Here is a 19,854-nt window from a genome sequence, read left to right as displayed (position 1 = left end):
GGTGACGACGGAGGGAGGCCGTCCTTGTCATGCAGCACGGCAATTCCATTCCTGCGCAAGGCGTTATGGCGGACGGCTCGGCTATCGTGCTGAGCGCCGAACATATCTCCAAGTCCTTCGGCGGCATCGCGGCGCTGGTCGATGTCGGCTTCGAGCTGCGGCGCGGCGAGGTCCATGCGCTGATGGGCGAGAACGGCGCCGGCAAGTCGACGCTGATGAAGATCCTGTCCGGCGTCTATACGGACTATAACGGAACGGTCAGTATCGATGGCCATGCGGTGCGCTTTGCCGGCGTCCGCGAAGCCGAGCGCACCGGCATCGCCATCATCCACCAGGAGCTGAACCTCGTCCCCGAACTCAGCGTCGCCGACAACATCTTTCTCGGCCGCGAGAAGCTGATCGCCGGGCTGATCGTCGACCGCAAGGCGAGCAGCCGCGCTGCCGGCGCGCTGTTGCAAAGGCTCGGCATCGAGCTCGACCCGGATGCGCGCGTCGGTGCCTTGCGCGTCGGCGAACAGCAACTGGTCGAGATCGCCAAGGCGCTGTCGATGTCGGCACGCATCCTGATCATGGACGAGCCGACCTCGGCGCTTTCGCCGGCCGAATGCCGGCGGCTGTTCCGCATCATCCGCCAGCTCGCCGATAGCGGCGTGGCGATCGTCTACATTTCGCACCGCATCGACGAAGTCATGCATCTGGCCAGCCGGGTCACCGTGTTCCGCGATGGACGCCACGTCCTGACGCAGGCGATGGACAAGCTCGACGAAGACGCCATAATTTCGGCGATGGTCGGGCGAAACCTGCTTGCTTCCTCCCAGGAGCACCGCATCCCCGGTGGCAACACCGTCCTGTCCGTAAGCGAGCTGTCGCTGTCGAAGCCCAATCGCCATGGTTGGCGCACCGTGCTCGATGGCGTCAGCTTCGATCTTGCCGCAGGAGAAATACTCGGCATCGGCGGGCTGCTGGGCTCGGGCCGTACCGAAATCCTGGAAACCATCTTCGGGTCCAGCGGCGGACGTGCCGGCGGTGAGATCAGGCTCGATGGCGAGGCAGTAGAAATCCGTTCACCACGCGATGCGCGCCGGCTCGGCATCGCCCTGGTTACAGAAAACCGCAAGACGCAAGGCCTGCATCTCGAGGCCTCGATCACCGACAATGTCGCGCTGCCGCTGGTCGGCGCGCTGGCGCGGTTCGGCCTGCGCTCGTTGGCCGGCGAGCAAGGGCTGGCACGGGACGCCGTCAAGGCGCTCGGCATTCGCTGCGAGACCGTCGAGCAGCCGGCCGGCACGCTGTCCGGCGGTAACCAGCAGAAGGTCGTCATCGGCAAGTGGTTGGCGACGAGGCCGCGGGTGCTGCTGCTCGACGAGCCGACGCGCGGCATCGATGTCGGCGCCAAGCGGGAAATCTACGATCTCATCTTCAAGCTGGCGCGAGACGGGCTGGCGATCGCCGTCATCAGCTCGGAATTGCCGGAGCTGCTGCATCTTTCCGACCGTATCCTGGTCATGGCCGACGGCCGCCAGACGGGAATCCTGTCCCGCGCGCAAGCAAGCGAGGAGGCCATCATGCGGCTTGCGGCGCCGCGACGGACCATGACGAGGCCTGCCGCATGAGCATTTTGCATATCCTGTCCCGGACGAAGCTCTATTGGGGCCTGATCGCCATTTTCCTGATCGGCGTGCTCGGCTCGCCGATCAGCTCCAAGGGCAACAACATCTTCCTGTCCTACGGCAACCTGCTCGATGTGCTGCGCCAGGTGTCGACCACCGGCCTGATTGCCACCGGCATGACGGCGGTGATCATCACCGGCGGTATAGACCTTTCCGTCGGCTCGCTGATGGCGATCTGCACGGTCGTCTGTGCCATGCTGCTGACGGTCCCCGGCGTGACGCCGGCGGTGGTGCTGGGGGTGCCGACAGTTGCCGTGGCAGCCCTTTGCCTCGGCATTCTCGTCACTCGTTTCATCCTGCTGAACATCGAAAAATCCCGCGCCGGCGCGCAGGCCACGCACGACATCAGGTTGGACAGCGTTCGCGGGCTGGTGACGCCCGGCATTGTCGGGGTGATCCTGTGCAGTCTGGTGCTGTGGTTCCTGCTGCCGCAGGTAGGCTCAAAATTCGGCGTGCTCGGCGTGTTGCTGGTGGCGCCTTGCGTCGGCCTGCTGTTCGGCGCGCTCAACGGCTTCATCATTGTCGCCGGGCGGCTGCAGCCCTTCATCGTGACGCTGGCGATGATGGTCACTGCGCTTGGTATCGCCCGGCTGACAGCCGGCCAGAACAATGCGGTGCTGCCGGTCTATACCGGGTCGAACGCCACCGCCGATTTCGAAATGCTGCGCTCGCTGGTGTTCGGCGTGATCCCGATGCCGGGCCTGTTCTTCCTCGGCGCCATCCTGATCTACGGCGCCGTGCTGCGCTTCACCCCGTTCGGCCGCTATGTCTACGCAATCGGCGGCAATGAGGAGGCGGCGCGGCTGTCGGGCATCGCCGCTGGCCGGGTCAAGATCGCCACCTACGCGGTTTCAGGGCTGCTGGCCGGCATCGCGGCGGTGCTCTACGTCGCGCAGTACCGGCAAGGCAAGCCGGACGCCGGCGCCGGGCTGGAGCTCGACGCGATTGCCGCCGTAGTCATCGGCGGCACCAGCCTGATGGGCGGACGCGGCAGCCTCACCGGGACGTTCTGCGGCGTGCTGATCTTCGGGCTGCTCTCCAACATCCTGCAGCTGCACAACATCAATTCGAACCTTCAGCTGGTGCTGAAGGGGATGATCATCATCGGTACCGTGCTCGTACAGGAGCGCAATGCCGGTGATCTTCTCTTCTATCTGCGACTGCCCGGTGGGCAAGCGCACAAGGAAACGGCCGCGGCAAAGCGGCCGTCGCAAGAGACCGCGTCTCTGAATATTGGAGGAAACAAGAAATGAAACGACGTGAATTGTTGAAGCTCGCCGGGCTGACAGCGGCACTCCTGACCACGACCGCCATGCTTGCCGGCGGCGCCCATGCGCAGGACAAGAAGTGGAAGATCGGCTTCTCGCAGGTGACCACCATCGAACCCTGGCGCGCCCAGTTCAACAAGGACATCCTGGCAGAAGCGGCCAAGCATCCGGAAGTCGAGCTGATCATCACCGACGGCGAGGACAAGACCGAGAAGCAGGTCGCCGATGTCGAAAACCTGATCCGTCAGGAGGTCGATGCGCTCTTGGTATCACCGAAAGAATCCGCCGGCCTGACCGGTGTCGTGCAGCAGGCGATCGATGCCAAGATCCCGGTCTTCGTGCTCGACCGCAACGTCGAAACCAACGATTACACGCAGTTCGTCGGCGGCGACAACAAGCTGATCGGCCGGGCTGCCGGTGAATACGCCGTGGAGCTGCTTGGCGGCAAGGGCAAGGCTGCCGGCAACGTCGTCGAGATCTGGGGCGGCATGGGCACCCAGCCGGCACACGATCGCCATGACGGCTTCCATGAATTCACCGACAAGGAGCCGGGCATAAAATACCTGCTCGACCAGCAGTCGGGCGACTGGAAGCAGGACCAGGCCTACAACATCATGGCGACCGCGTTGCGCAACAACGAGAAGATCGATCTCGTCTACGGCCACAATGATCCGATGGCCTATGGCGCCTATCTTGCCGCCAAGGACGTCGGACGTGAGAAGGACATCAAGTTCATCGGCATCGACGGCCTGCCCAATGAAGGCGTGCAGCTGGTCGCCAATGGCGAGCTGACGGCGACGTTCACTTATGTGACGCCGGGCGCCGAAGGGCTGCGGCAGGCGATCAAGTTCCTGAACGGAGAGAAGGTGGAAAAGACCATCATCCTGCCGACGCAGAAGATCACCAAGGAAAATGCCGCCCAGATCCTGAAGGACAACGGCCTCTGAGACGAGGCTTTCCTGCCGGGCGTTCAGCGCCCGGCAGGAACAACAACCAAACGCCGCAAGGCAGCAGATTAAGCCAGCTTGGCCAGCAGCTTCATGAAAATGGCCGCTTCCCTGGCGGAAAGCGGCGCCAGCGTTTCCTGCGTAATCTCGCGGGCAAGCGGGATCAGCCGCTCGATCGCGTCGCGCCCCTCGGCCGTCAGACTGACCAGCAGGCGCCGTTTGTCGACTTCGTGCTTGCTAAGTTCGACAAAGCCACGCGCTTTCAGCCGGTCGATGACGCCCTTCACCGTCGCCGCATCCATGGCGATCAGGCTGCCAAGCTGGTTCTGCGAGGTCTCGCCGACGTCGCGCAATTTGGCGAGAGCGGCGAATTGCGGCGGCGTCAGATCGGCGATGTGTGCGGCGAAGATCGAGACATGGCGCTGATGCGCCTTGCGCAGGATGAAGCCGACCTGCTCCTGCAAGCGATAGTCGTTTTCGTCAGGCTCCTCGGCCTCGACCAGCTTGAGCAGATTGTCCTCGGCGCTCACCGCAGCCCATCCCATGCCTTGATGTCCTTGGCCGCCAGCCCGCCCATGCGGTCGTGCACGCGGGGGCCACAGGTCATTGCGAGGCAAAACAGGATCTCGTCGGGACGCGGACCATCGCTGATGCCGATTTCCATGGCGTCGAAATGGCTGCGCACATAGGCGGCGTTGATGTGGCCGAGCGGCACATCGAGCCGCGCACCGAAAGCGCCGACCTTCTTTGCCGACGGCACGATTGCCTTGGCGTCGCCGAGCCGCTCGCGCATGGCATAGCCGCCCGGCACATGCCACAGCGCGCCATGCTCCAGCTCGCCCGCCATGCCGACGATGGCGCCCTTGCCGTAGCCGTCGATCTGTTTGACGTCGCCGCCCAATGCGACAATAAGCCTGTCGGAGAGCAGCAGCCCGAGCGGCTTCAAATCCTCCATGGCGCTCTGCAGTTCCTCAACGTAACGGCCGGCGAACGGGTTCTTGACCACAGCCATGGCCGCGGCGCGGCGCCGCGGCACCAGCGCCACCGGCCCGCCTTCGTGAAAAATCTCTTCGGTCAGCACGGCGATCTTGCGGATCGGAAACTCAGGCATGAGCAATTTCCCTCTCTAAAACTTTATTGGCGAGCGCCATCGGACCTGCGATGCGCGCCTGACCGCCGAGGAAAAGCGCCGCGGCGGCAATCAGGCCGCGCCGCCGAAACTCCTCGGCAACGGCAAATCCGCCTTCCAGCGCAATAGCGATTTCAGCGGCGGAAAGCAGCCCCACGCCCTGCGTCACCAAACGGTCGCGGAGGTCGCTGTCAGGTGCGAGATCGCGCGCCCGTACGCGCCTAACGGCCGGATGACCGGGCAGGTCGACGGCGTTGGCGATCAGCGTCGCGACGGCGTCGGCTTCAGCACCCGTTCGCGCCAGCACGGTGACGGCGTCAGCGATGCCGAGCGAAAACGAACGGCCGCGCCAGCCGCTTGTCGCGACACCGCGGATCCCGTCTTCGGCGCGGATCGTGAGACGATCCGCCAGCCCATGACCTGTCCCGGCAATGGCAAGCGTCATCGACTGGCCGTTGCCGAGATGGATCGCGCTGTCGCCGCCATTGTTGACATAGGCGCGATCGAGCCGACGGCCGGCAAGCAACGCACAAAGCACTTCGTCGGCTACCGAGCCGGCGACGGCCGCCATCGGTGTGATGAATTGTTTCGCTAGCGGAACGACCGCCGCTTCCATGCGGCGCGCCGTCGGGCCAGCGAAAGTCCGTGGCCGCGAGGAGGTCGGGCAGCGCAGCTCGGGCAACTCTTCGACCAGTTCGGGCAGGATTGTCTGGAAGCGCGCCACTGCCTGGCGATAGCCAGCGCTGCATTCACTCGCCTCGCCGAATGCCTCGACGATCAGGTCGATCGGCCCATGATTGAGGTGAAGCCTTCGGCTGTCCTCGAGCCAATGAGCCTGCGGGCCGTTCATCGCCCGTCCCCGTTTGCGGCCGCGCGACGCAACTGCGCCAGCGGCGGCCAGGGATTGTCGCGGGGTGCGGCCGTGCCGCGGCGCGGGTTGAGATACTCGCCGCCCTTGGCCAGGATATCGTCGACGCTGCGGATTTCGGCTTCGTAGCCGCCGAGCCTGACATAATCGTCGCGGCGCATGGTGAACTCGATCGGCGCCACCAGCGCCGGCGTCGGGACATAGCCGAAGGCGCCTTCCGGCACGCGGGTGACGTCGACCATCAGCGTGATGCCGCCGCCCGGCCAGACATAGACCGGCGCGCCGCCGACCGTCACATAGGTCTTGAGGCCCTGCACCGAGCGGGTCAGATTGACCGGGTTCTCGGTGACGCCGGCGCGCAGCGAGCCGCCGGCGCCGCCGACGAAAAGCACGGTGCAGAGCGCCGGCTCGCAATTGTCCTCGATCAGTTCAACCGACTTCCGCAGCCGCTCCGGGAAGGGTTTCTGCACCGGCTTCAATTCGTCGTCGAGCTCGTAATAGGCGAACTGCTCGCCGGTGGTCGAGACCATCAGCAGCGACATGCCGGGGCGCGCACCCTTTTTGGCGTTCCATTCACCAAGGATCGACAGCGGGTCGGAGATGCTGGTGCCGCCCCAGCCGAGGCCGGGCTCCGACACCTTGAAATAGCGGCCCGGCGTCGAACGGCGGCCGATGATCTTGATGCCGGTGTCCTGCCAGCCAAGCACTTTGCCGGCCTGATGCTCGGAGACCACGCCGGTGATGTGGTCGTCGACCACCACCACCTCGTCGACAAGGCCGCGCCACTGGGTGGCGAACATGCCGATGGTGGCCGAACCGCAGCCGACGCGCATGCGCTGCTCGAGCTTGCCGTCGATGACCGGCGGCTTGCCGGCCTCGACGATGACGGTGGCGCCGCCGTCGATGACGAGCTCGACCGGTTTGCGGTTGCACAGGGAGAGCATGGCTTCACAGGTGGCGCGCCCTTCAGCCTTCGAGCCGCCGGTCAAATGATGCACGCCGCCCAGCGACAGCATCTGCGAGCCGTATTCGCCGGTCGTGACATGGCCGATCGCCTCGCCTTGGGCACGGATCGTCGCCGTTTCGGGGCCGATATGACGGTCGGTGTCGATCTTCACCTTGACGCCGCAATAGGAGAAGATGCCCTCGGTGACGACGGTGACCAGATCGACGCCCTCCACCTCCTGGCTGACGATGAAGGGGGCCGGCTTGTAATCGGGATAGGTGGTGCCGGCGCCGATCGCGGTGACGAAGCGGCGGCCGGTGTTGACCAGTTCGCCGTCCCATGCCTCGCCTTCGGCAACAAAAGATACGACCGCGCCGCCGGTCTCGGCCGCGTGGTCGACGATGGTCAGTGGATCCATCCGCACGATCCTGCCGCCAACATTGCCGTAGCGGTCGCAGGCGCCGGTGCGGCCATCGGCGATGTAGCACATGACCGGACAGGCATCGCAGCGGATCTTCTCGGCCACCAGCTTCTCGCCGGGATCGTGTGTCTCGAAGCGTTCGGCAAGCTCGCTCATCGGCGCGCCTCCTTGTCGAGGATGGCGGCGCGGATGCGGGTCGGCGTCGCCGGAATTTTGGTGACCAGCACACCGGTTGCATGGCGGATGGCGTTGAGGATCGCCGGCGCCGTCGGGATCAGCACATGCTCGCCCAAACCCTTGGCGCCGAAGGGTCCTTCCGGATCCGGAACTTCTATCAGGATGGTCTCGATCGGCGGCACGTCGCCGATCGTCGGGATCAGATAGTCGTGCAGGTTTTCGGTGCGGCCGGGGATGTATTCTTCCATCAGCGCCATGCCGATGCCCTGGGCGATGCCACCTTCGATCTGGCCTTCGGCCAGCAAAGGGTTAATCGCCTTGCCGACATCGTGCGCGGCGGTGATTTTTATCAGCTTCACCGTGCCGAGCCTGAGGTCGACCTCCAGTTCGGCGATCTGGGCGCCATAGCCATAGACCGCATAAGGCTTGCCCTGGCCCTTGGCATCGAGCGGCTGCGTCGGCGGGTCGTAGCTTTCCTCGGCCCGGAAGACGAAGCCTTCGGCATCGGCCTTCAGCGAGGAAAGATCGATGCGGCGCGTCGCTTCGCCTTCCCTGATCCTCAGGTTTGTGCCGTCCAGCGCAATCGCGGCCTTTTCCGAGACATTGGCGAAACGCAAGATCTCCTCGCGCAAGGCGCGGCCGGCCTTTTCGGCGGCCTTGCCGGTGACGAAGGTCTGGCGCGAGGCCGAGGTCTTGCCGGCGTCGGGGGTGATCGCCGTGTCGGCGCCTTTCAGCCGGAGCTTTTCAAGCGGAAGACCCAACGCGTCGGCGCAGATCTGCGCGATGACGGTGTTCGAACCTTGCCCGATATCGACCGCCCCCTGATGCAGGACGACTTCGCCCGATACCGAGATGCCGACCTTGATGGTCGACGGATTGGGCAGCGAGGTGTTGCCGCAGCCGTACCAGCAAGAGGCCACGCCGACGCCGCGTTTTTTGATGCTGCTACCGGCATTGAGCGCTTCGGCATCACGAAGGGCACGCTGCCAATGTGGGCGGAGGGCCTCCAGGCAGTCGGCGATGCCGACGCCCGCCTCGAGCCGCTGCCCGGTAACTGTTTCGGATCCGTTCCGAAGGCAGTTCTTCAGGCGAAAGTCGAGCCGATCCATGCCGAGCTTGTCGGCCAGCTCGTCATAGAGGGTCTCCTGCATGATCGTCGCCTGCGGCACGCCGAAGCCGCGAAAGGCGCCGGCAATCGGGCCATTGGTGTGGATGGCGCGGCCTTCGGCGCGATAGTTCGGCGTCGCATAGGGGCCGGAGGCGTGCACCGGCACGCGGTTGGCGACCGTCGGCCCCCAGCTGGCATAGGCGCCGGTGTTGAAATCGCCGGCGAAGACCATGCCGGTGACACGGCCGTCGGCATCGGCGCCGATGCTCGCTTTCATCTGAGCCGGATGGCGCTTGGTGGTCGAGATCATCGATTCGGTGCGGCTATAGGCGAGCGCCGCCGGCCGGCCGGTTTTCATGGCGACGAGGCCGATGAGCGGTTGCAGCGAGACGTCGAGCTTGGAGCCGAAGCCGCCGCCGGTGGCGGTCGGTACGATGCGCACCTTTTCCGGGGCAAGGCCGAGCACTTTTGCCGTGTCGTCACGGTCCATATAGGGCGCCTGCGTGCAGGCGACGACGACCAGCGTGTCGCCGTCCATGAAGGCATAGCCGGCTTCCGGCTCAATATAGGCGTGCTCGACATAGGAGGTGTCGATGGCGCCGGAAACGACGAAAGCCGCACCGGCAAGCGCGGCTTCCGGGTCGCCACGCTCGACGAAGCCGGAGGTGAGCAGGTTCGACGGCCGATTTTCATGGACCAGTGGCGCACCGCCGGCCTGGGCTTCGCCAGTTTCCAGAAAATGCGGCAATTCAGTCCAACTGACAGGGAAATCGGCAAGGTCGAGATCGAGGATAGCCTCGCATTCGCCGGCAACCAGCGCCACCGCCTCGCCGCGAAAGCGCGAAAACCCTTCGGCCAGCGCCGGCTGGTCGGCAAAGGGCGCGATGACGCCGAAACAATTCTTTCCCGGAATGTCGGCGGCGGTGAAGACGCCGGCAATGCCGGGACGGGATTTCACCCAGCCATCGAGATCGCCGAAGCTGAAGGCCGCATGATAATGCGGCGAGCGGACCACCAGTACCGACAATGCATCCACGGGGAAGGAATCGCCGCCAAATTTTTCGCCGCCGGTGACTTTCGGCACGCCATCGAGGCGGATCGGAGAGGAGCCGACGGCATGGCCGGACAATGGCATGCGCGGATCGAGACCATCGGTATAGCGCCAAGCATCCATCACCGCGGCGACGATCTTGCGGTAGCCGGTACAGCGGCAGAGCACGCCGCCCAGCGCATCCTGCGTTTCGGCCTCGCTCGGGCAAGGCGTCCTGTCCAGGAGTGCCGTTGCCGCGACCAGCAGGCCGGGCGTGCAGGCGCCGCATTGTGCCGCGCCATGGCTGAGGAACGAAGCCTGCAGCGCCGACAGCCTGCCATTGCCGAGACCTTCGACGGTCGTCACCACGGTGCCGGAGGCGGAAGCCGCGGGCACCAGGCAGGCGCAGACCGGCTCGCCGTCGACCAGCACCGTGCAGGCGCCGCAATCGCCCGCATCACAGCCGATCTTGGTGCCGGTCAGCCGCAGCTCGTCGCGCAGCACCGCGGACAGCCGCCGCACCGGCGGCACGCAAACGCTGACAGCGGCGCCGTTGACCTCGAAGGCGATGTCGGCGCGCTCCATGCCCATCATGCTGCCGCCCTTTCGTCGGGGACTGCGCCCATCGCACCAAGCACGGCGCGGGCGACGATCTCGCGCGCCGCATCCAGCCGGTATTCGGCGCTGCCGCGCACATCGCCGATCGGCGACAGCTCGTCCATCGGCGCGGATTGGACCGCAGTAGCCAACCCGTGGCCGGCGGGCCGGCCGCGCAGCGCCGCCTCGACACCCGCCAGGCGCCTGGCGACGACCGAGCAGGACCCGACGGCGACGGCCGCGTTCCTGACAATACCATCTTCGACGGCCAGGCGTGCGGCGGCCATGGCGATGGAGATGACGAGATAACGCCGCGCGCCGAGTTTCACGAAGGCGGAGCCGCCGGCGGTCACGGGTTTCGGAACGCGGATTGCCGTGACCATTTCGCCGGGCTGCAGTGCGGTGCGACGGTTGCCGAGGATGAATTCTGCAAGGGGCAGATGCCGGGTCGCCACCGCAGAACGCAGTTCGACTTCGGCATCGAGCACCAGCAGCGCCGGCACGCCGTCGGCGGCCGGCGAGGCATTGCAAAGATTGCCGGCAATCGAGGCAATGTTCTGGATCTGCACCGAGCCGACTTCCCGCGCCGCCTGCTTCAGCGCGTCGAAAGCCGCCGGCAGCGGATGGCGGACGAGATCGGTCCAGGTGGTGCGCGCGCCGACGAGCCAATGGTTCTCGGCTTCGGCAATGCCGCGCAATGCCGCCAGGCCGTTGATGTCGAGGACATTGTCGCGAAAGGGCTTGCTGCCCTGTGCCGGATAGAAGTCGGTGCCGCCGGCAAGGATGCGCCATTGTCCTTCGCCCAACAAAGCGAGGGCATCATCGACCGTGGTGGGTTTTGCGTAACGGATCACGCTTTGCCTTCCCAGAATGGGCTTCCCGAGAGGGGATCCTGTCGAAAGATTTTCCCGAGCATGCAAGGCAGGAAATTCATTCGTATGCAAATGATATCAAGCCGGCAGGAATTGTCAAAGCCAGAGTTTGCACGGCTGTTGCCACCGGTGCGCCCGGAACGCATTTGTTATGCCATAAGAGGTTGACGCAGCCGGCCATCTGGTCAAGTTTCTGCGTCCGGTCGCGTTTTCATTGGAGCCTAAGCTCAAGACCAAGAAAATAAGGAGGTTCCATGGCCGACGAAGCGCTTGTCGTCATCGACCTGCAGAATGATTTCTGCCCGGGTGGCGCCCTGGAAGTGGCCGGTGGCGACGAAATCGTGCCCTTGGTCAATGACCTGATCCGGCGGACCGAGCACGTCCTGCTGACGCAGGACTGGCACCCTGCCGGCCATTCGAGCTTTGCCTCCAGCCACCCCGGCAAGCAACCGTTCGAAACGATCGATGTGCCTTATGGCCACCAGACACTGTGGCCGGATCACTGCATCCAGGGCAGCCTGGGATCGGATTTCCATTCGGGCCTCGCCTGGAGCAAGGCCGAGCTGGTGATCCGCAAGGGGTTCCGCCCTGCGATCGACAGCTATTCGGCATTCTTCGAGAACGACCGGACGACGCCGACCGGCCTTGCCGGCTATCTCCGGGATCGGAACATCGAGACGCTGACCCTGGTCGGCCTGGCGACGGATTTCTGCGTCGCCTTTTCGGCGCTCGACGCGGTCAAGCTCGGTTTTGCGACGTCCGTGCGGCTCGACGCCTGCCGCGGCATCGATCTCAACGGCTCCGTGGAGAGGATGCTGGGCCGGATGCGCGATGCCGGCGTGGCACTGATTTGAACGTCATCCAGCCGAAGCTGACAGACTTTTGAGGGGCTTCATGCGGTTTGCGGCGTTGACGGCAAGTGCTGTACTGATTGCCGCAATTCTTTCTCTGGGAGCGGTTCTTGCGGCCGAAGCGCACGAATTGCCGGGCGCCGCCATGTCGCTGTGGTGGGTGCTGCCGTTTGCCGGGCTGTTGCTTTGCATCGCGACCGGGCCGTTGCTCTTCCAACATGCGTGGGAGCACCATTACGGCAAGATCGCTGCCTTCTGGGCAGCGTTGGTGATCGGGCCGCTGGCCATCGCCTTCGGCATCCCGTCGGCCACGCAGGCGGTGCTGCATGCGCTGCTCACCGAATACATGTCGTTCATCATCCTGCTGTTTGCTCTGTTCACCATTTCGGGCGGCATCTTCGTTGCCGGCAACATACACGGCACGCCGCTGGTCAATGCCGGGCTGTTGCTGGGCGGGGCTGTGCTTGCCTCGATCATTGGCACAACCGGCGCCTCGATGATCCTGATCCGGCCGCTGATCCGCGCCAACGACAACCGGCGCTTCAACGCCCATGTCGTCATCTTCTTCATTTTCCTGGTGTCCAACATCGGCGGGTCGCTGACACCGCTCGGCGATCCGCCGCTGTTCGTCGGCTTTCTGCGCGGCGTCGATTTCTTCTGGACGACAGTTCACCTGTTGCCCGAGACGCTGTTCGTCGCCGGCGTGCTGCTGGTGGTTTTCCTGGCGATCGACATCATCCTGCATCACCGGGAGGAAGGCGCGCCGAAGATCAAGGATCCGACGCCCGACAGCAAGGTGCGCATTCGCGGCCTGGCCAACATCCCGCTGCTGGCCGGGGTAATTGCCGCGATCCTGATTTCCGCTGCCTGGAAGCCGGGAGTGAGCTTCTCTTTCCAGGGCGTCAGCCTCGAGCTGCAGAACCTGGTGCGCGACGCAGCCATACTGATACTGGCCTTCACTTCGCTTGTCGTCTCGCCGAAGGAGTTTCGCGGCGCAAACGCCTTCAGCTGGGGGCCGATTGCCGAGGTGGCGAAGCTGTTCGCCAGCATCTTCATCTGCATCGTGCCGGTCGTCGCCATATTGCGGGCCGGCCTCGACGGCGCGCTGGCGCCGTTGGTGCTGCTGGTCAGTTCGCCGACCGGCGCGCCCGACAATCTTGCCTATTTCTGGCTGACCGGGGCGCTGTCGTCCTTCCTCGACAATGCGCCGACCTATCTGGTGTTCTTCGAACTGGCCGGCGGCGATGCGCAGCATCTGATGACCGAGCTCGCCTCGACGCTGGCAGCGATCTCGGCAGGCGCGGTGTTCATGGGCGCCAACACCTATGTCGGCAATGCGCCGAATTTCATGGTCTATGCCATTGCCAGGCATCGCGGCATCAAGATGCCGAGCTTCTTTGGCTATATGGCATGGTCGGGTGCCGTGCTGATCCCGACATTCCTGCTCGCCGGTTTGCTGTTCTTTGCCTGATCATCCGACGCCGACATAGCGACGGACCGCCGAGGGATCGGCACGCAGTTCCTCGACATCGACCGTCTCGCGGTTGCGGCCGTTTTCGATGAAGCAAACGCGGTCTGCGACCGACAGCACGGCATCGACGCGCTGCTCGACAAGAATTGTCGATACGCCGAGCGCTCGCAGCTTCGAAACGGTTTCGCGAATCTTGGCGATCATCGACGGCATCAGCCCTTCGGTCGGCTCGTCGAGCAGGAGCACCTGCGGTTCCAGACACAAGGCGCGCGCCATGGCCAGCATCTGCTGCTCGCCGCCGGACAGCGTGCCGGAACGCTGCCTGAGGCGCTGGCGCAGCAGCGGGAAAAGATCGAGCACGTTTTCGCGCGTCGCCTTGCCCTTGTTGCGGGCCATCAGGCCGATCTCGATGTTTTCCGCCACCGTCATCTCGGCGAACAGCCGCCGGCCCTGCGGCACGTAGGCGACGCCGGCCTTGGGCACCTCGTGCGCCGGCAAGCCGCTCAATTCCCGCCCTTCGAGCTTGATCGAGCCGGCGCTTGCCGGCACCAGGCCCATGATCGCCTTCAGCGTCGTCGTCTTGCCGGCGCCGTTGCGGCCGAACAGGCAGAGCACCTCGCCCTCGTTCAACACAAGATCCAGGCCATAGAGCACCTGGACCTCGCCATAGAAGCAGTCGAGCCCGGAGATCGTCAGTGCCTTGGACCGGGCCTCAGCCATTGGTCGTCCCCAGATAGGCGTCCTGCACCGCGGCATTGGCGCGGATCTGCTCGGGTGTGCCTTCAGCTAAAATCCTGCCGGCGTTGAAGACGGTGATGCGGTCGGCGAGCTGCATGACCACCGGCATGTTGTGCTCGATCAAAAGCACGGTGGCGCTATCGGCGATCTCGCGCACCAGCTCGATGAAATTGTCGATCTCGCCGTCGGCCAGCCCTTGCGTCGGTTCGTCGAGGATCAGCAGCCGCGGCTTCAGTGCCAGCCCCATCGCCACTTCCAGCAACCGCTGGTGACCGTAGGACAATTGCCCCGCCGGCATTTGGGCGCGGTCGGCAAGGCCGGTGCGCTCGAGCGCCGCCATAACGCCGCTGTGAACCGCGCCTTTCGAGCGGCCGTCGGTCAGCGTGCGCTGCACCGGCAGGGCAACATTGTCGTAGGCGCTGAGATTGGCAAAGACGCTGGTGATCTGGAACGTGTAAGCGATGCCCAGGCGAACCCTGGCGTAGGCCGGCAGATTGGTGATGTCGGCGCCGTCGAAGACGATCGTGCCCGACGAGGGCTGGATTCGGCCGCTGACCAGGCTGACGAAGGTGGTTTTGCCGGCACCGTTGGGGCCGATGACGGCGCGGATCTCGCCCGGCATCAGCGCGAAGTCGACGCCGTCGACGGCACGCAAGCCGCCGAAACTGCGCGACAAGCCTTTGGTGGTCAAAAGCGGCATCATGGCAGCCAACCCAGCCAGCGCTGGCGGATGCTGCCGAGAATGCCTTTCGGGAAGAAAAGCACCAGCAGGATCAGCGCAATGCCGACGATCAGCAGATAGGCCGAGGTGTAGCCGCTGGCGACGTCGATGACGTAATACATGAACAGCGTGCCGATCAGCGGACCGAGCGTGGTGGCGGCGCCGCCCAGCAGCACCCAGAGCAGCGGCAGGATGGAATATTGCACCGAAGCGAAGCTCGAGCCGACATAGCCGAACAGCAGCGCATAGGCGGCGCCGGACGCCGCGCAGATGCTGCCTGAAATGACGACGGCGGCAAGCTTGCTGGAGAACGTGTCGTAACCAAGCATCTTGGTCCGCTCCTCGTTCTCGCGGATGGCGACCAGCACACGGCCATAGCCGGAGCGGACTATCGCCAGGCTTATAAGCAGCACGATCGAGAAGAGTGCCAGCGCGCTCATATAGCGCACGGTCGGGTTGGTGAGGTCGAGTGACGTGCTGCCCAAGACAAGGACCCGCATCGCCTGCGGCACGACCATGCCCTGGTCGCCACCGGTCCAGGCAGCGAGATAGAGGATGACGAGATAGAATACCTGCGCGAACATCATTGTGACGATCATGAAGGCGACGCCGGAGGTGCGCAGCGCCAGCAGCCCGATCACCAGCGCGAGAAGCGCGCCGCAGGCAAGCCCGGCTGCGAAGGCGGCCGGCACGCTCCAGCCGAGATGGATGACGGCAAGCCCGGCGCCATAGAGCCCGGCCGAAAAGAACATGGCATGGCCGAGGCTGAGCAGCCCCACATAGCCGAACAGCAGATTGTAGCCCATGGCGAAGACCGCCAGCACCATGATGCGGGCGAGCAGGCCGTGATGGTATTCCGGCAGGATGAAGCTAAGCCCGAAAAGCAGGGCGATGACGCCGAGATGCAGCGCATATGGCTTTGCCGGCGAAGCATCCTTCATCGCGACGTCGTCCCGAACAGGCCCTGCGGCCGGAACACCAGCACCATGGCGACGAGCAATGTGGCGATGATCTTGGCCAGCGTCGGTGAGAAGAACACCGAGATGATGCCGTCGGAAAGGCCGATCAGCACCGCGGCGACCACCGTGCCGCGCAACGAACCAAGGCCGCCGATGATGACGACGATGAACGAGAGCAGCAGCGGGTCCTGCCCCATCAGATAATGCGCCTGGCTGATCGGCACGATCAGCACCGCGGCGACAGCCGCCAGCATGGCGCCGAGCGCGAAGACGCCGGCATAGACTCTGGTCACCGGAATGCCGAAGGCCTGCGCCGTTTCGCTGTCATATTGCGTGGCGCGCATGATGAGGCCGATTTTGGTGCGCGTCAGCACCAGCCAGGTCGCGACCAGCAGCAGCGCGGATGCGGCGATGATCGACAGCTTGTAGCCGGAATAGCCGAACCACGGCAGCAGGATGCGGTAGCTGAACGGCGGCTCCACCGGCCGCGCCTCCGGCCCATAGAAGGTCAGCGCCAGTTGCTGGATGATGTAGAGCATGCCGATGGTGGCGACGATGGTGGCTTCCGGATTGTAGTTGAGCCGGCGCAGCACCAGCCGTTCGGCGACCAGCGCGATCAGGCCGACGATCAGCGGCGCCAGCACCAGGGCGGCCAGGAAGCCGAGCGCCGGATGGCCGGATATCGCCGTAGAAATCGCCCAGGCAAGCACCGCGCCCAGCATGAAGAACTCGCCATGCGCGACATTGACGACGCGCATGACGCCGAACACCAGCGACAGGCCAAGCGCCGTCAGCGCCAGCACAGCGGAGGTGACGAGGCCTTCGAGGGCGGCGAGGAGCAGGTGGGGTCCGAAGTGCATCGGCTAAGCACCGGCGGATGCGCGAAGCACCCCCCTCTGGCCAGAGGGGGGTGTCTTGGCGCTCACGCTTGCTGCAGCAGCCAAGCTCACAGCGCCTGCGTGGTGTAATCCCCTTCCGGCTCGTAGAGGCCGTCCTCGATCTTGGTCTTGTGGACGACATTCAGCCGGCCGCCTTCGACCTTGGAGATGTTCTGGATACCAAAACACTGGTGGATCTTGCCGTTGAAGGTTTTCGGTCCCTGCGGGTGCTCGGGGCCCTCGGCGAACTCTGTCAACGCCTCGGTCGCCTCGACCAGCTTGGCGCGGTCTTCCGGGCCCTTGTAGCCGGCGTCCTCCATCGCCTTCTTGACGACGTAGAGCGTTTCCCAGCAGCCGAACATGTGCGCGGCGGTGGAGACGTCCTTGGGGTCGCCTACGGCAGCACCATTGTCGTCGATGCCGACAGCGGCACGGTAGGCCTTCTGCGCGGCGGAATCGTCGGGCTGCGCATAACGCGGCGAACCTTCCCAGAAATGGCTGCCGTCGAGGAATTCGAGGCCGGGGCTGTTGATATCGGTGGCTTCGAGCGAATCGATGAAGCCGAACAGCTGCGGCCGATTGGAGCCGTAGAACTCGCCGAGCTCCTTGACGAAGGTGAGCACCGCCGGGCCGACCATGACGTGGTAGATCACCTCGGTCTCGGCCGGGATTTGCGGAAAATATTTAGTGAAGGAGGATTCCGTCGGCGGGATGGCGATCTGCGCAATGACTTCGGCGCCCTGCGCCTTCAGCGCCGGCGGCAGGTAGTCGCGATGGTCGTAGCCAAAAGCGAAATCGGGGAAGATCTGCGTCACCTTCTTGCCAGCGTTGGCGGCAATCCACGGCGCCATCGACTGGATCTGGCTCTTCACATCGGTGATGCCGGGCTGGAAGACGTAGCGGTTCAACTTGGTCGACGCGACGTGGTGGCCCTCGCTGACGACGAAATAGGGGATCTTGGCCTCGCCGGCGGCAGGTGCCGAGCCTATGACGACATGCGAAAACAGCGTGCCGTAGACGATGTCGGTCTTGTGCTGGGAGGCGAACTTGCCGACGATTTCGGCGCCCCGGCCGGGATCGGTGCCGTCGTCCTCGATAATCACCTCGACCGGCCGGCCGTTGATGCCGCCGGCATCGCTGATCGCCTTGACTGCAGCCGCCGTGGTCTTCTCGTACCAGCGGCCATAGGCGGCGCCGATACCGGTACGATGGCACTGGAAGCCGATCTTGATCGGCGCCGAGCTTTGCGCCTGGCTGTAGCGCACGAACCCAGGCGCGACGGCGAGGCCGGCGCCCGCGGCCAGCCCCTTGAGCGCCGTGCGGCGGGTGAGAGCGGATCTGGAGAGATCGAAAAACCCATTCTTGTCAGTCACGGCAGTTCCCCTTGTTTTTGAGCTTTGACCAATGGCTGTAGCGAGGTGGGCCACTCTTGCTAAGAGGGCCGAAAATTGCATGTGTACAAACTAAATCACCAAAGCTCTGACGTGGCAAGCGAGCTTTCCCCAAGGTTCGATCGACGGCCATCGCACACCTCGTTCATCCGGCGCTCGGCGTCGCAAGCAGCCATAGGCCGAGGACGGTATAGGCGATCATCAGCACGGTGAGCGGGAACTGGCTGAGCGTGGCGCGAGCCGGAACGGGATGCAGCCGCCAGGCCAAGCCATGGGCGACAAGCACAGCAAGCATGTGGCCGGCTATGATGACACCGGCCTGGAGGTTCCACAGCCACCACGCCGAACCGGCGCCGGCGACGACGCCGGCTTCAATTGACATGTCGGCGCTACCGAACAGGTTCCAGCCCAGCGCAAACGGGTCGGAGAGAGCGGCAACCGCATATTGGCCGTCGACCAGCAGCGCCGTCAGATAATGCGCGAAGTGGTAGGCGAGCGCGATCGGCACAATCGACCAGACCAAAAGCCCGGCGGCGTGACCGAGCGAATGCTTGCTGCCGGCAAGGTGCTGGCCAAGAAAGACGGCGAGCGCGAACACGGCCGCAAGCACGATAAAGCTCAGCACAAGGCCGAAACTGCCGATGCCGATCAAAGCGGTGCGTCCAGGAACTTCCAGCGGATTGATGCCGAACCGGTCTAGCCAGAAGAAGGTTTTCGACAGGCCGTCGAAGGATACCGACGACAGCGCAAGCAGCAGGAAAGCGACGCCGCTGAGCGGCAGCGGCGCGGCTCCGAGCAGCTTGGCGCCCGGCCAGCAGAGTTTGAGCCGGCCGTCTGCACTACGCTCGACGATGGCGAAGTGCGCCACCATCGAAAAGAACACGGTCAGGAACTCACCGCGCAGGCTCCAGTCGCGGTAGCCGAAGACCTGTATGGCGGCAAAGCTCAGCAGCCAATAGGCGCCGGCGGCCCAGGCCAGCCGCGCCGGATCGTCGGGCGCCGGGTCGATCAGCTCGAACCAGGCGAAGGCGAAGAACGGCATGAAAGCCGGCCAATAGCCGACCCACTGGGGGAGCAGATACGGCTGCGTTCTGCCGGACAGGCGCGAGGCGACGCGGCACGGCCCGTACCAGGGATTGAGCCACGACCACAGATCGCCGGCGAGCCCCTGCAACAGGGCCAGGCCAACCCAGAGCAATGTCCATACGGTCAGCGGCAGCGGGTTGGAGAGCGGATCGCGACTGCCGAACAAGCCGGCGGCAATCAGAATTGCGAAGCCGGCAAAGGATACCAGGCTGACGGCGGTCCGCGCTCCGTCGCCGAAGACGAAAAGCGGCAGGCGTTTGCGCCAGAAGCGGTCGAGGGAGTCCGGCGGGAGTAGAGCCAGGATCAGGAAGCTGGCGGCAACGGCGAGCGCGCCGCCGGCGACGTAGTAGCCGGTGGGAAGGAGCAGGACGTGGCCGCGGTCGGAAGCGTGTGCGAAGGCGGGGGTGGGAAGGAATGGCAGGGAAGGAGCGACAAGGGCCAACCGGTGACAATTGCGCTCTACGGCGCCCCCCTCTGTCCTGCCGGACATCTCCCCCACTTGGGGGGAGATCGGCGGTTCCGCCGTCGGCTCTCCTTCTGCAACTTCAGCGATTGGCGAAAGCAGCAATGAGGGCGCAATCTCCCCCCTGTTTGGACCGGGGACATCGCGAACAGGTGTGCGAGGACATCGCGAACAGTTTGCCATCCTATCTTTGGCTTGCGTTGAGGTCGATGGTCTGGATTTTCTGGTGGCGGAAGTAGGCATCGAAGACGCCATCGGTTTCG

At 64.6% G+C, this 19,854-nt stretch carries 17 protein-coding genes; 5 read left to right on the top strand and 12 right to left on the bottom strand.

Annotation, left to right across the window (positions count from 1 at the left end; translation table 11 throughout):
- Nucleotides 1-29: 29 nt before the first annotated feature.
- From NKI19_RS14530 to NKI19_RS14520, 3 genes are read left to right on the top strand one after another with little or no spacing between them, the layout of a single operon-like run.
- The gene (locus NKI19_RS14530) at nt 30-1,613 is read left to right on the top strand and encodes a sugar ABC transporter ATP-binding protein (protein WP_352565639.1); all 1,584 of its coding nucleotides are present in this window, start codon (nt 30-32) and stop codon (nt 1,611-1,613) included.
- Nucleotides 1,610-2,923 (top strand): ABC transporter permease, encoded by a 1,314-nt coding sequence (locus tag NKI19_RS14525; protein ID WP_023718176.1) that lies wholly within the window; start codon nt 1,610-1,612, stop codon nt 2,921-2,923. The genes NKI19_RS14530 and NKI19_RS14525 overlap by 4 nt, the downstream gene beginning before the upstream one ends.
- Entirely contained in the window at nt 2,920-3,885 is a 966-nt protein-coding gene (locus tag NKI19_RS14520; protein WP_352490547.1) for a substrate-binding domain-containing protein, read from the top strand. Before NKI19_RS14525 ends, NKI19_RS14520 begins: the two co-directional genes overlap by 4 nt.
- 68 nt (nt 3,886-3,953) lie before the next feature.
- Here the strand turns inward: NKI19_RS14520 and NKI19_RS14515 are convergent, their stop codons facing one another.
- From NKI19_RS14515 to NKI19_RS14490, 6 genes are read right to left on the bottom strand one after another with little or no spacing between them, the layout of a single operon-like run.
- Nucleotides 3,954-4,415, bottom strand: a complete 462-nt coding sequence (locus tag NKI19_RS14515) for a MarR family winged helix-turn-helix transcriptional regulator (RefSeq protein ID WP_352490575.1) — start codon at nt 4,413-4,415, stop codon at nt 3,954-3,956.
- Nucleotides 4,412-4,996 (bottom strand): amino acid synthesis family protein, encoded by a 585-nt coding sequence (locus NKI19_RS14510; protein ID WP_352490548.1) that lies wholly within the window; start codon nt 4,994-4,996, stop codon nt 4,412-4,414. Before NKI19_RS14510 ends, NKI19_RS14515 begins: the two co-directional genes overlap by 4 nt.
- The gene (locus NKI19_RS14505; RefSeq protein WP_352490549.1) at nt 4,989-5,864 is read right to left on the bottom strand and encodes a UPF0280 family protein; all 876 of its coding nucleotides are present in this window, start codon (nt 5,862-5,864) and stop codon (nt 4,989-4,991) included. Before NKI19_RS14505 ends, NKI19_RS14510 begins: the two co-directional genes overlap by 8 nt.
- Nucleotides 5,861-7,405, bottom strand: coding sequence for a 6-hydroxynicotinate reductase (locus NKI19_RS14500; protein WP_352490550.1), 1,545 nt, complete (start codon nt 7,403-7,405; stop codon nt 5,861-5,863). The genes NKI19_RS14505 and NKI19_RS14500 overlap by 4 nt, the downstream gene beginning before the upstream one ends.
- Nucleotides 7,402-10,155: a molybdopterin-dependent oxidoreductase gene (locus tag NKI19_RS14495; RefSeq protein WP_352565680.1), complete on the bottom strand. Its 2,754-nt coding sequence runs from the start codon at nt 10,153-10,155 to the stop codon at nt 7,402-7,404. The genes NKI19_RS14500 and NKI19_RS14495 overlap by 4 nt, the downstream gene beginning before the upstream one ends.
- On the bottom strand, nt 10,155-11,015 hold the full coding sequence (locus NKI19_RS14490; protein WP_352490551.1) for an FAD binding domain-containing protein: 861 nt from the start codon (nt 11,013-11,015) through the stop codon (nt 10,155-10,157). The genes NKI19_RS14495 and NKI19_RS14490 overlap by 1 nt, the downstream gene beginning before the upstream one ends.
- A gap of 272 nt (nt 11,016-11,287) precedes the next feature.
- Here NKI19_RS14490 and pncA point away from each other — a divergent pair, with 272 nt between their 5' ends.
- Together pncA and NKI19_RS14480 are read left to right on the top strand one after the other, a co-directional pair.
- Nucleotides 11,288-11,887 (top strand): bifunctional nicotinamidase/pyrazinamidase, encoded by a 600-nt coding sequence (gene pncA, locus NKI19_RS14485; RefSeq protein ID WP_352490552.1) that lies wholly within the window; start codon nt 11,288-11,290, stop codon nt 11,885-11,887.
- A 40-nt stretch (nt 11,888-11,927) separates the two neighbouring features.
- Nucleotides 11,928-13,355, top strand: a complete 1,428-nt coding sequence (locus NKI19_RS14480) for a sodium:proton antiporter (protein WP_352490553.1) — start codon at nt 11,928-11,930, stop codon at nt 13,353-13,355.
- On the opposite strand, the gene NKI19_RS14475 is transcribed toward NKI19_RS14480, so the two are convergent.
- The 6 genes from NKI19_RS14475 to NKI19_RS14450 form a co-directional block, all read right to left on the bottom strand.
- Complete coding sequence (locus tag NKI19_RS14475) at nt 13,356-14,075, bottom strand: ABC transporter ATP-binding protein (protein ID WP_352490554.1); 720 nt, start codon at nt 14,073-14,075, stop codon at nt 13,356-13,358.
- Complete coding sequence (locus NKI19_RS14470; protein ID WP_352490555.1) at nt 14,068-14,796, bottom strand: ABC transporter ATP-binding protein; 729 nt, start codon at nt 14,794-14,796, stop codon at nt 14,068-14,070. Before NKI19_RS14470 ends, NKI19_RS14475 begins: the two co-directional genes overlap by 8 nt.
- Nucleotides 14,793-15,755, bottom strand: coding sequence for a branched-chain amino acid ABC transporter permease (locus tag NKI19_RS14465; RefSeq protein WP_352490556.1), 963 nt, complete (start codon nt 15,753-15,755; stop codon nt 14,793-14,795). Before NKI19_RS14465 ends, NKI19_RS14470 begins: the two co-directional genes overlap by 4 nt.
- Nucleotides 15,752-16,633, bottom strand: coding sequence for a branched-chain amino acid ABC transporter permease (locus NKI19_RS14460; RefSeq protein WP_352490557.1), 882 nt, complete (start codon nt 16,631-16,633; stop codon nt 15,752-15,754). Before NKI19_RS14460 ends, NKI19_RS14465 begins: the two co-directional genes overlap by 4 nt.
- Nucleotides 16,634-16,719: 86 nt before the next feature.
- Entirely contained in the window at nt 16,720-18,024 is a 1,305-nt protein-coding gene (locus NKI19_RS14455; protein ID WP_352490558.1) for an ABC transporter substrate-binding protein, read from the bottom strand.
- 163 nt (nt 18,025-18,187) lie between these two features.
- Nucleotides 18,188-19,618, bottom strand: a complete 1,431-nt coding sequence (locus NKI19_RS14450) for a hypothetical protein (protein WP_352490559.1) — start codon at nt 19,616-19,618, stop codon at nt 18,188-18,190.
- Between the last annotated feature and the right edge of the window lie 236 nt (nt 19,619-19,854).

Origin of the sequence: Mesorhizobium sp. M0751, from assembly GCF_040320265.1 — a bacterium.
Taxonomy (GTDB): domain Bacteria; phylum Pseudomonadota; class Alphaproteobacteria; order Rhizobiales; family Rhizobiaceae; genus Mesorhizobium.
Note: the sequence above shows the minus strand (reverse complement) of the source record. Positions and strands in the feature narration are given on the sequence as shown.

Coding starts and splice junctions, on each gene's coding strand:
- NKI19_RS14460 (WP_352490557.1), bottom strand. CDS start 16,633: ATGCACTTCGGACCCCACCTGCTCCTCGCCGCCCTCGAAGGCCTCGTC.
- NKI19_RS14480 (WP_352490553.1), top strand. CDS start 11,928: ATGCGGTTTGCGGCGTTGACGGCAAGTGCTGTACTGATTGCCGCAATT.
- NKI19_RS14450 (WP_352490559.1), bottom strand. CDS start 19,618: ATGTCCGGCAGGACAGAGGGGGGCGCCGTAGAGCGCAATTGTCACCGG.
- NKI19_RS14465 (WP_352490556.1), bottom strand. CDS start 15,755: ATGAAGGATGCTTCGCCGGCAAAGCCATATGCGCTGCATCTCGGCGTC.
- NKI19_RS14520 (WP_352490547.1), top strand. CDS start 2,920: ATGAAACGACGTGAATTGTTGAAGCTCGCCGGGCTGACAGCGGCACTC.
- NKI19_RS14530 (WP_352565639.1), top strand. CDS start 30: ATGCAGCACGGCAATTCCATTCCTGCGCAAGGCGTTATGGCGGACGGC.
- NKI19_RS14495 (WP_352565680.1), bottom strand. CDS start 10,155: ATGGGCATGGAGCGCGCCGACATCGCCTTCGAGGTCAACGGCGCCGCT.
- NKI19_RS14505 (WP_352490549.1), bottom strand. CDS start 5,864: ATGAACGGCCCGCAGGCTCATTGGCTCGAGGACAGCCGAAGGCTTCAC.
- pncA (WP_352490552.1), top strand. CDS start 11,288: ATGGCCGACGAAGCGCTTGTCGTCATCGACCTGCAGAATGATTTCTGC.
- NKI19_RS14510 (WP_352490548.1), bottom strand. CDS start 4,996: ATGCCTGAGTTTCCGATCCGCAAGATCGCCGTGCTGACCGAAGAGATT.
- NKI19_RS14525 (WP_023718176.1), top strand. CDS start 1,610: ATGAGCATTTTGCATATCCTGTCCCGGACGAAGCTCTATTGGGGCCTG.
- NKI19_RS14475 (WP_352490554.1), bottom strand. CDS start 14,075: ATGGCTGAGGCCCGGTCCAAGGCACTGACGATCTCCGGGCTCGACTGC.
- NKI19_RS14470 (WP_352490555.1), bottom strand. CDS start 14,796: ATGATGCCGCTTTTGACCACCAAAGGCTTGTCGCGCAGTTTCGGCGGC.
- NKI19_RS14500 (WP_352490550.1), bottom strand. CDS start 7,405: ATGAGCGAGCTTGCCGAACGCTTCGAGACACACGATCCCGGCGAGAAG.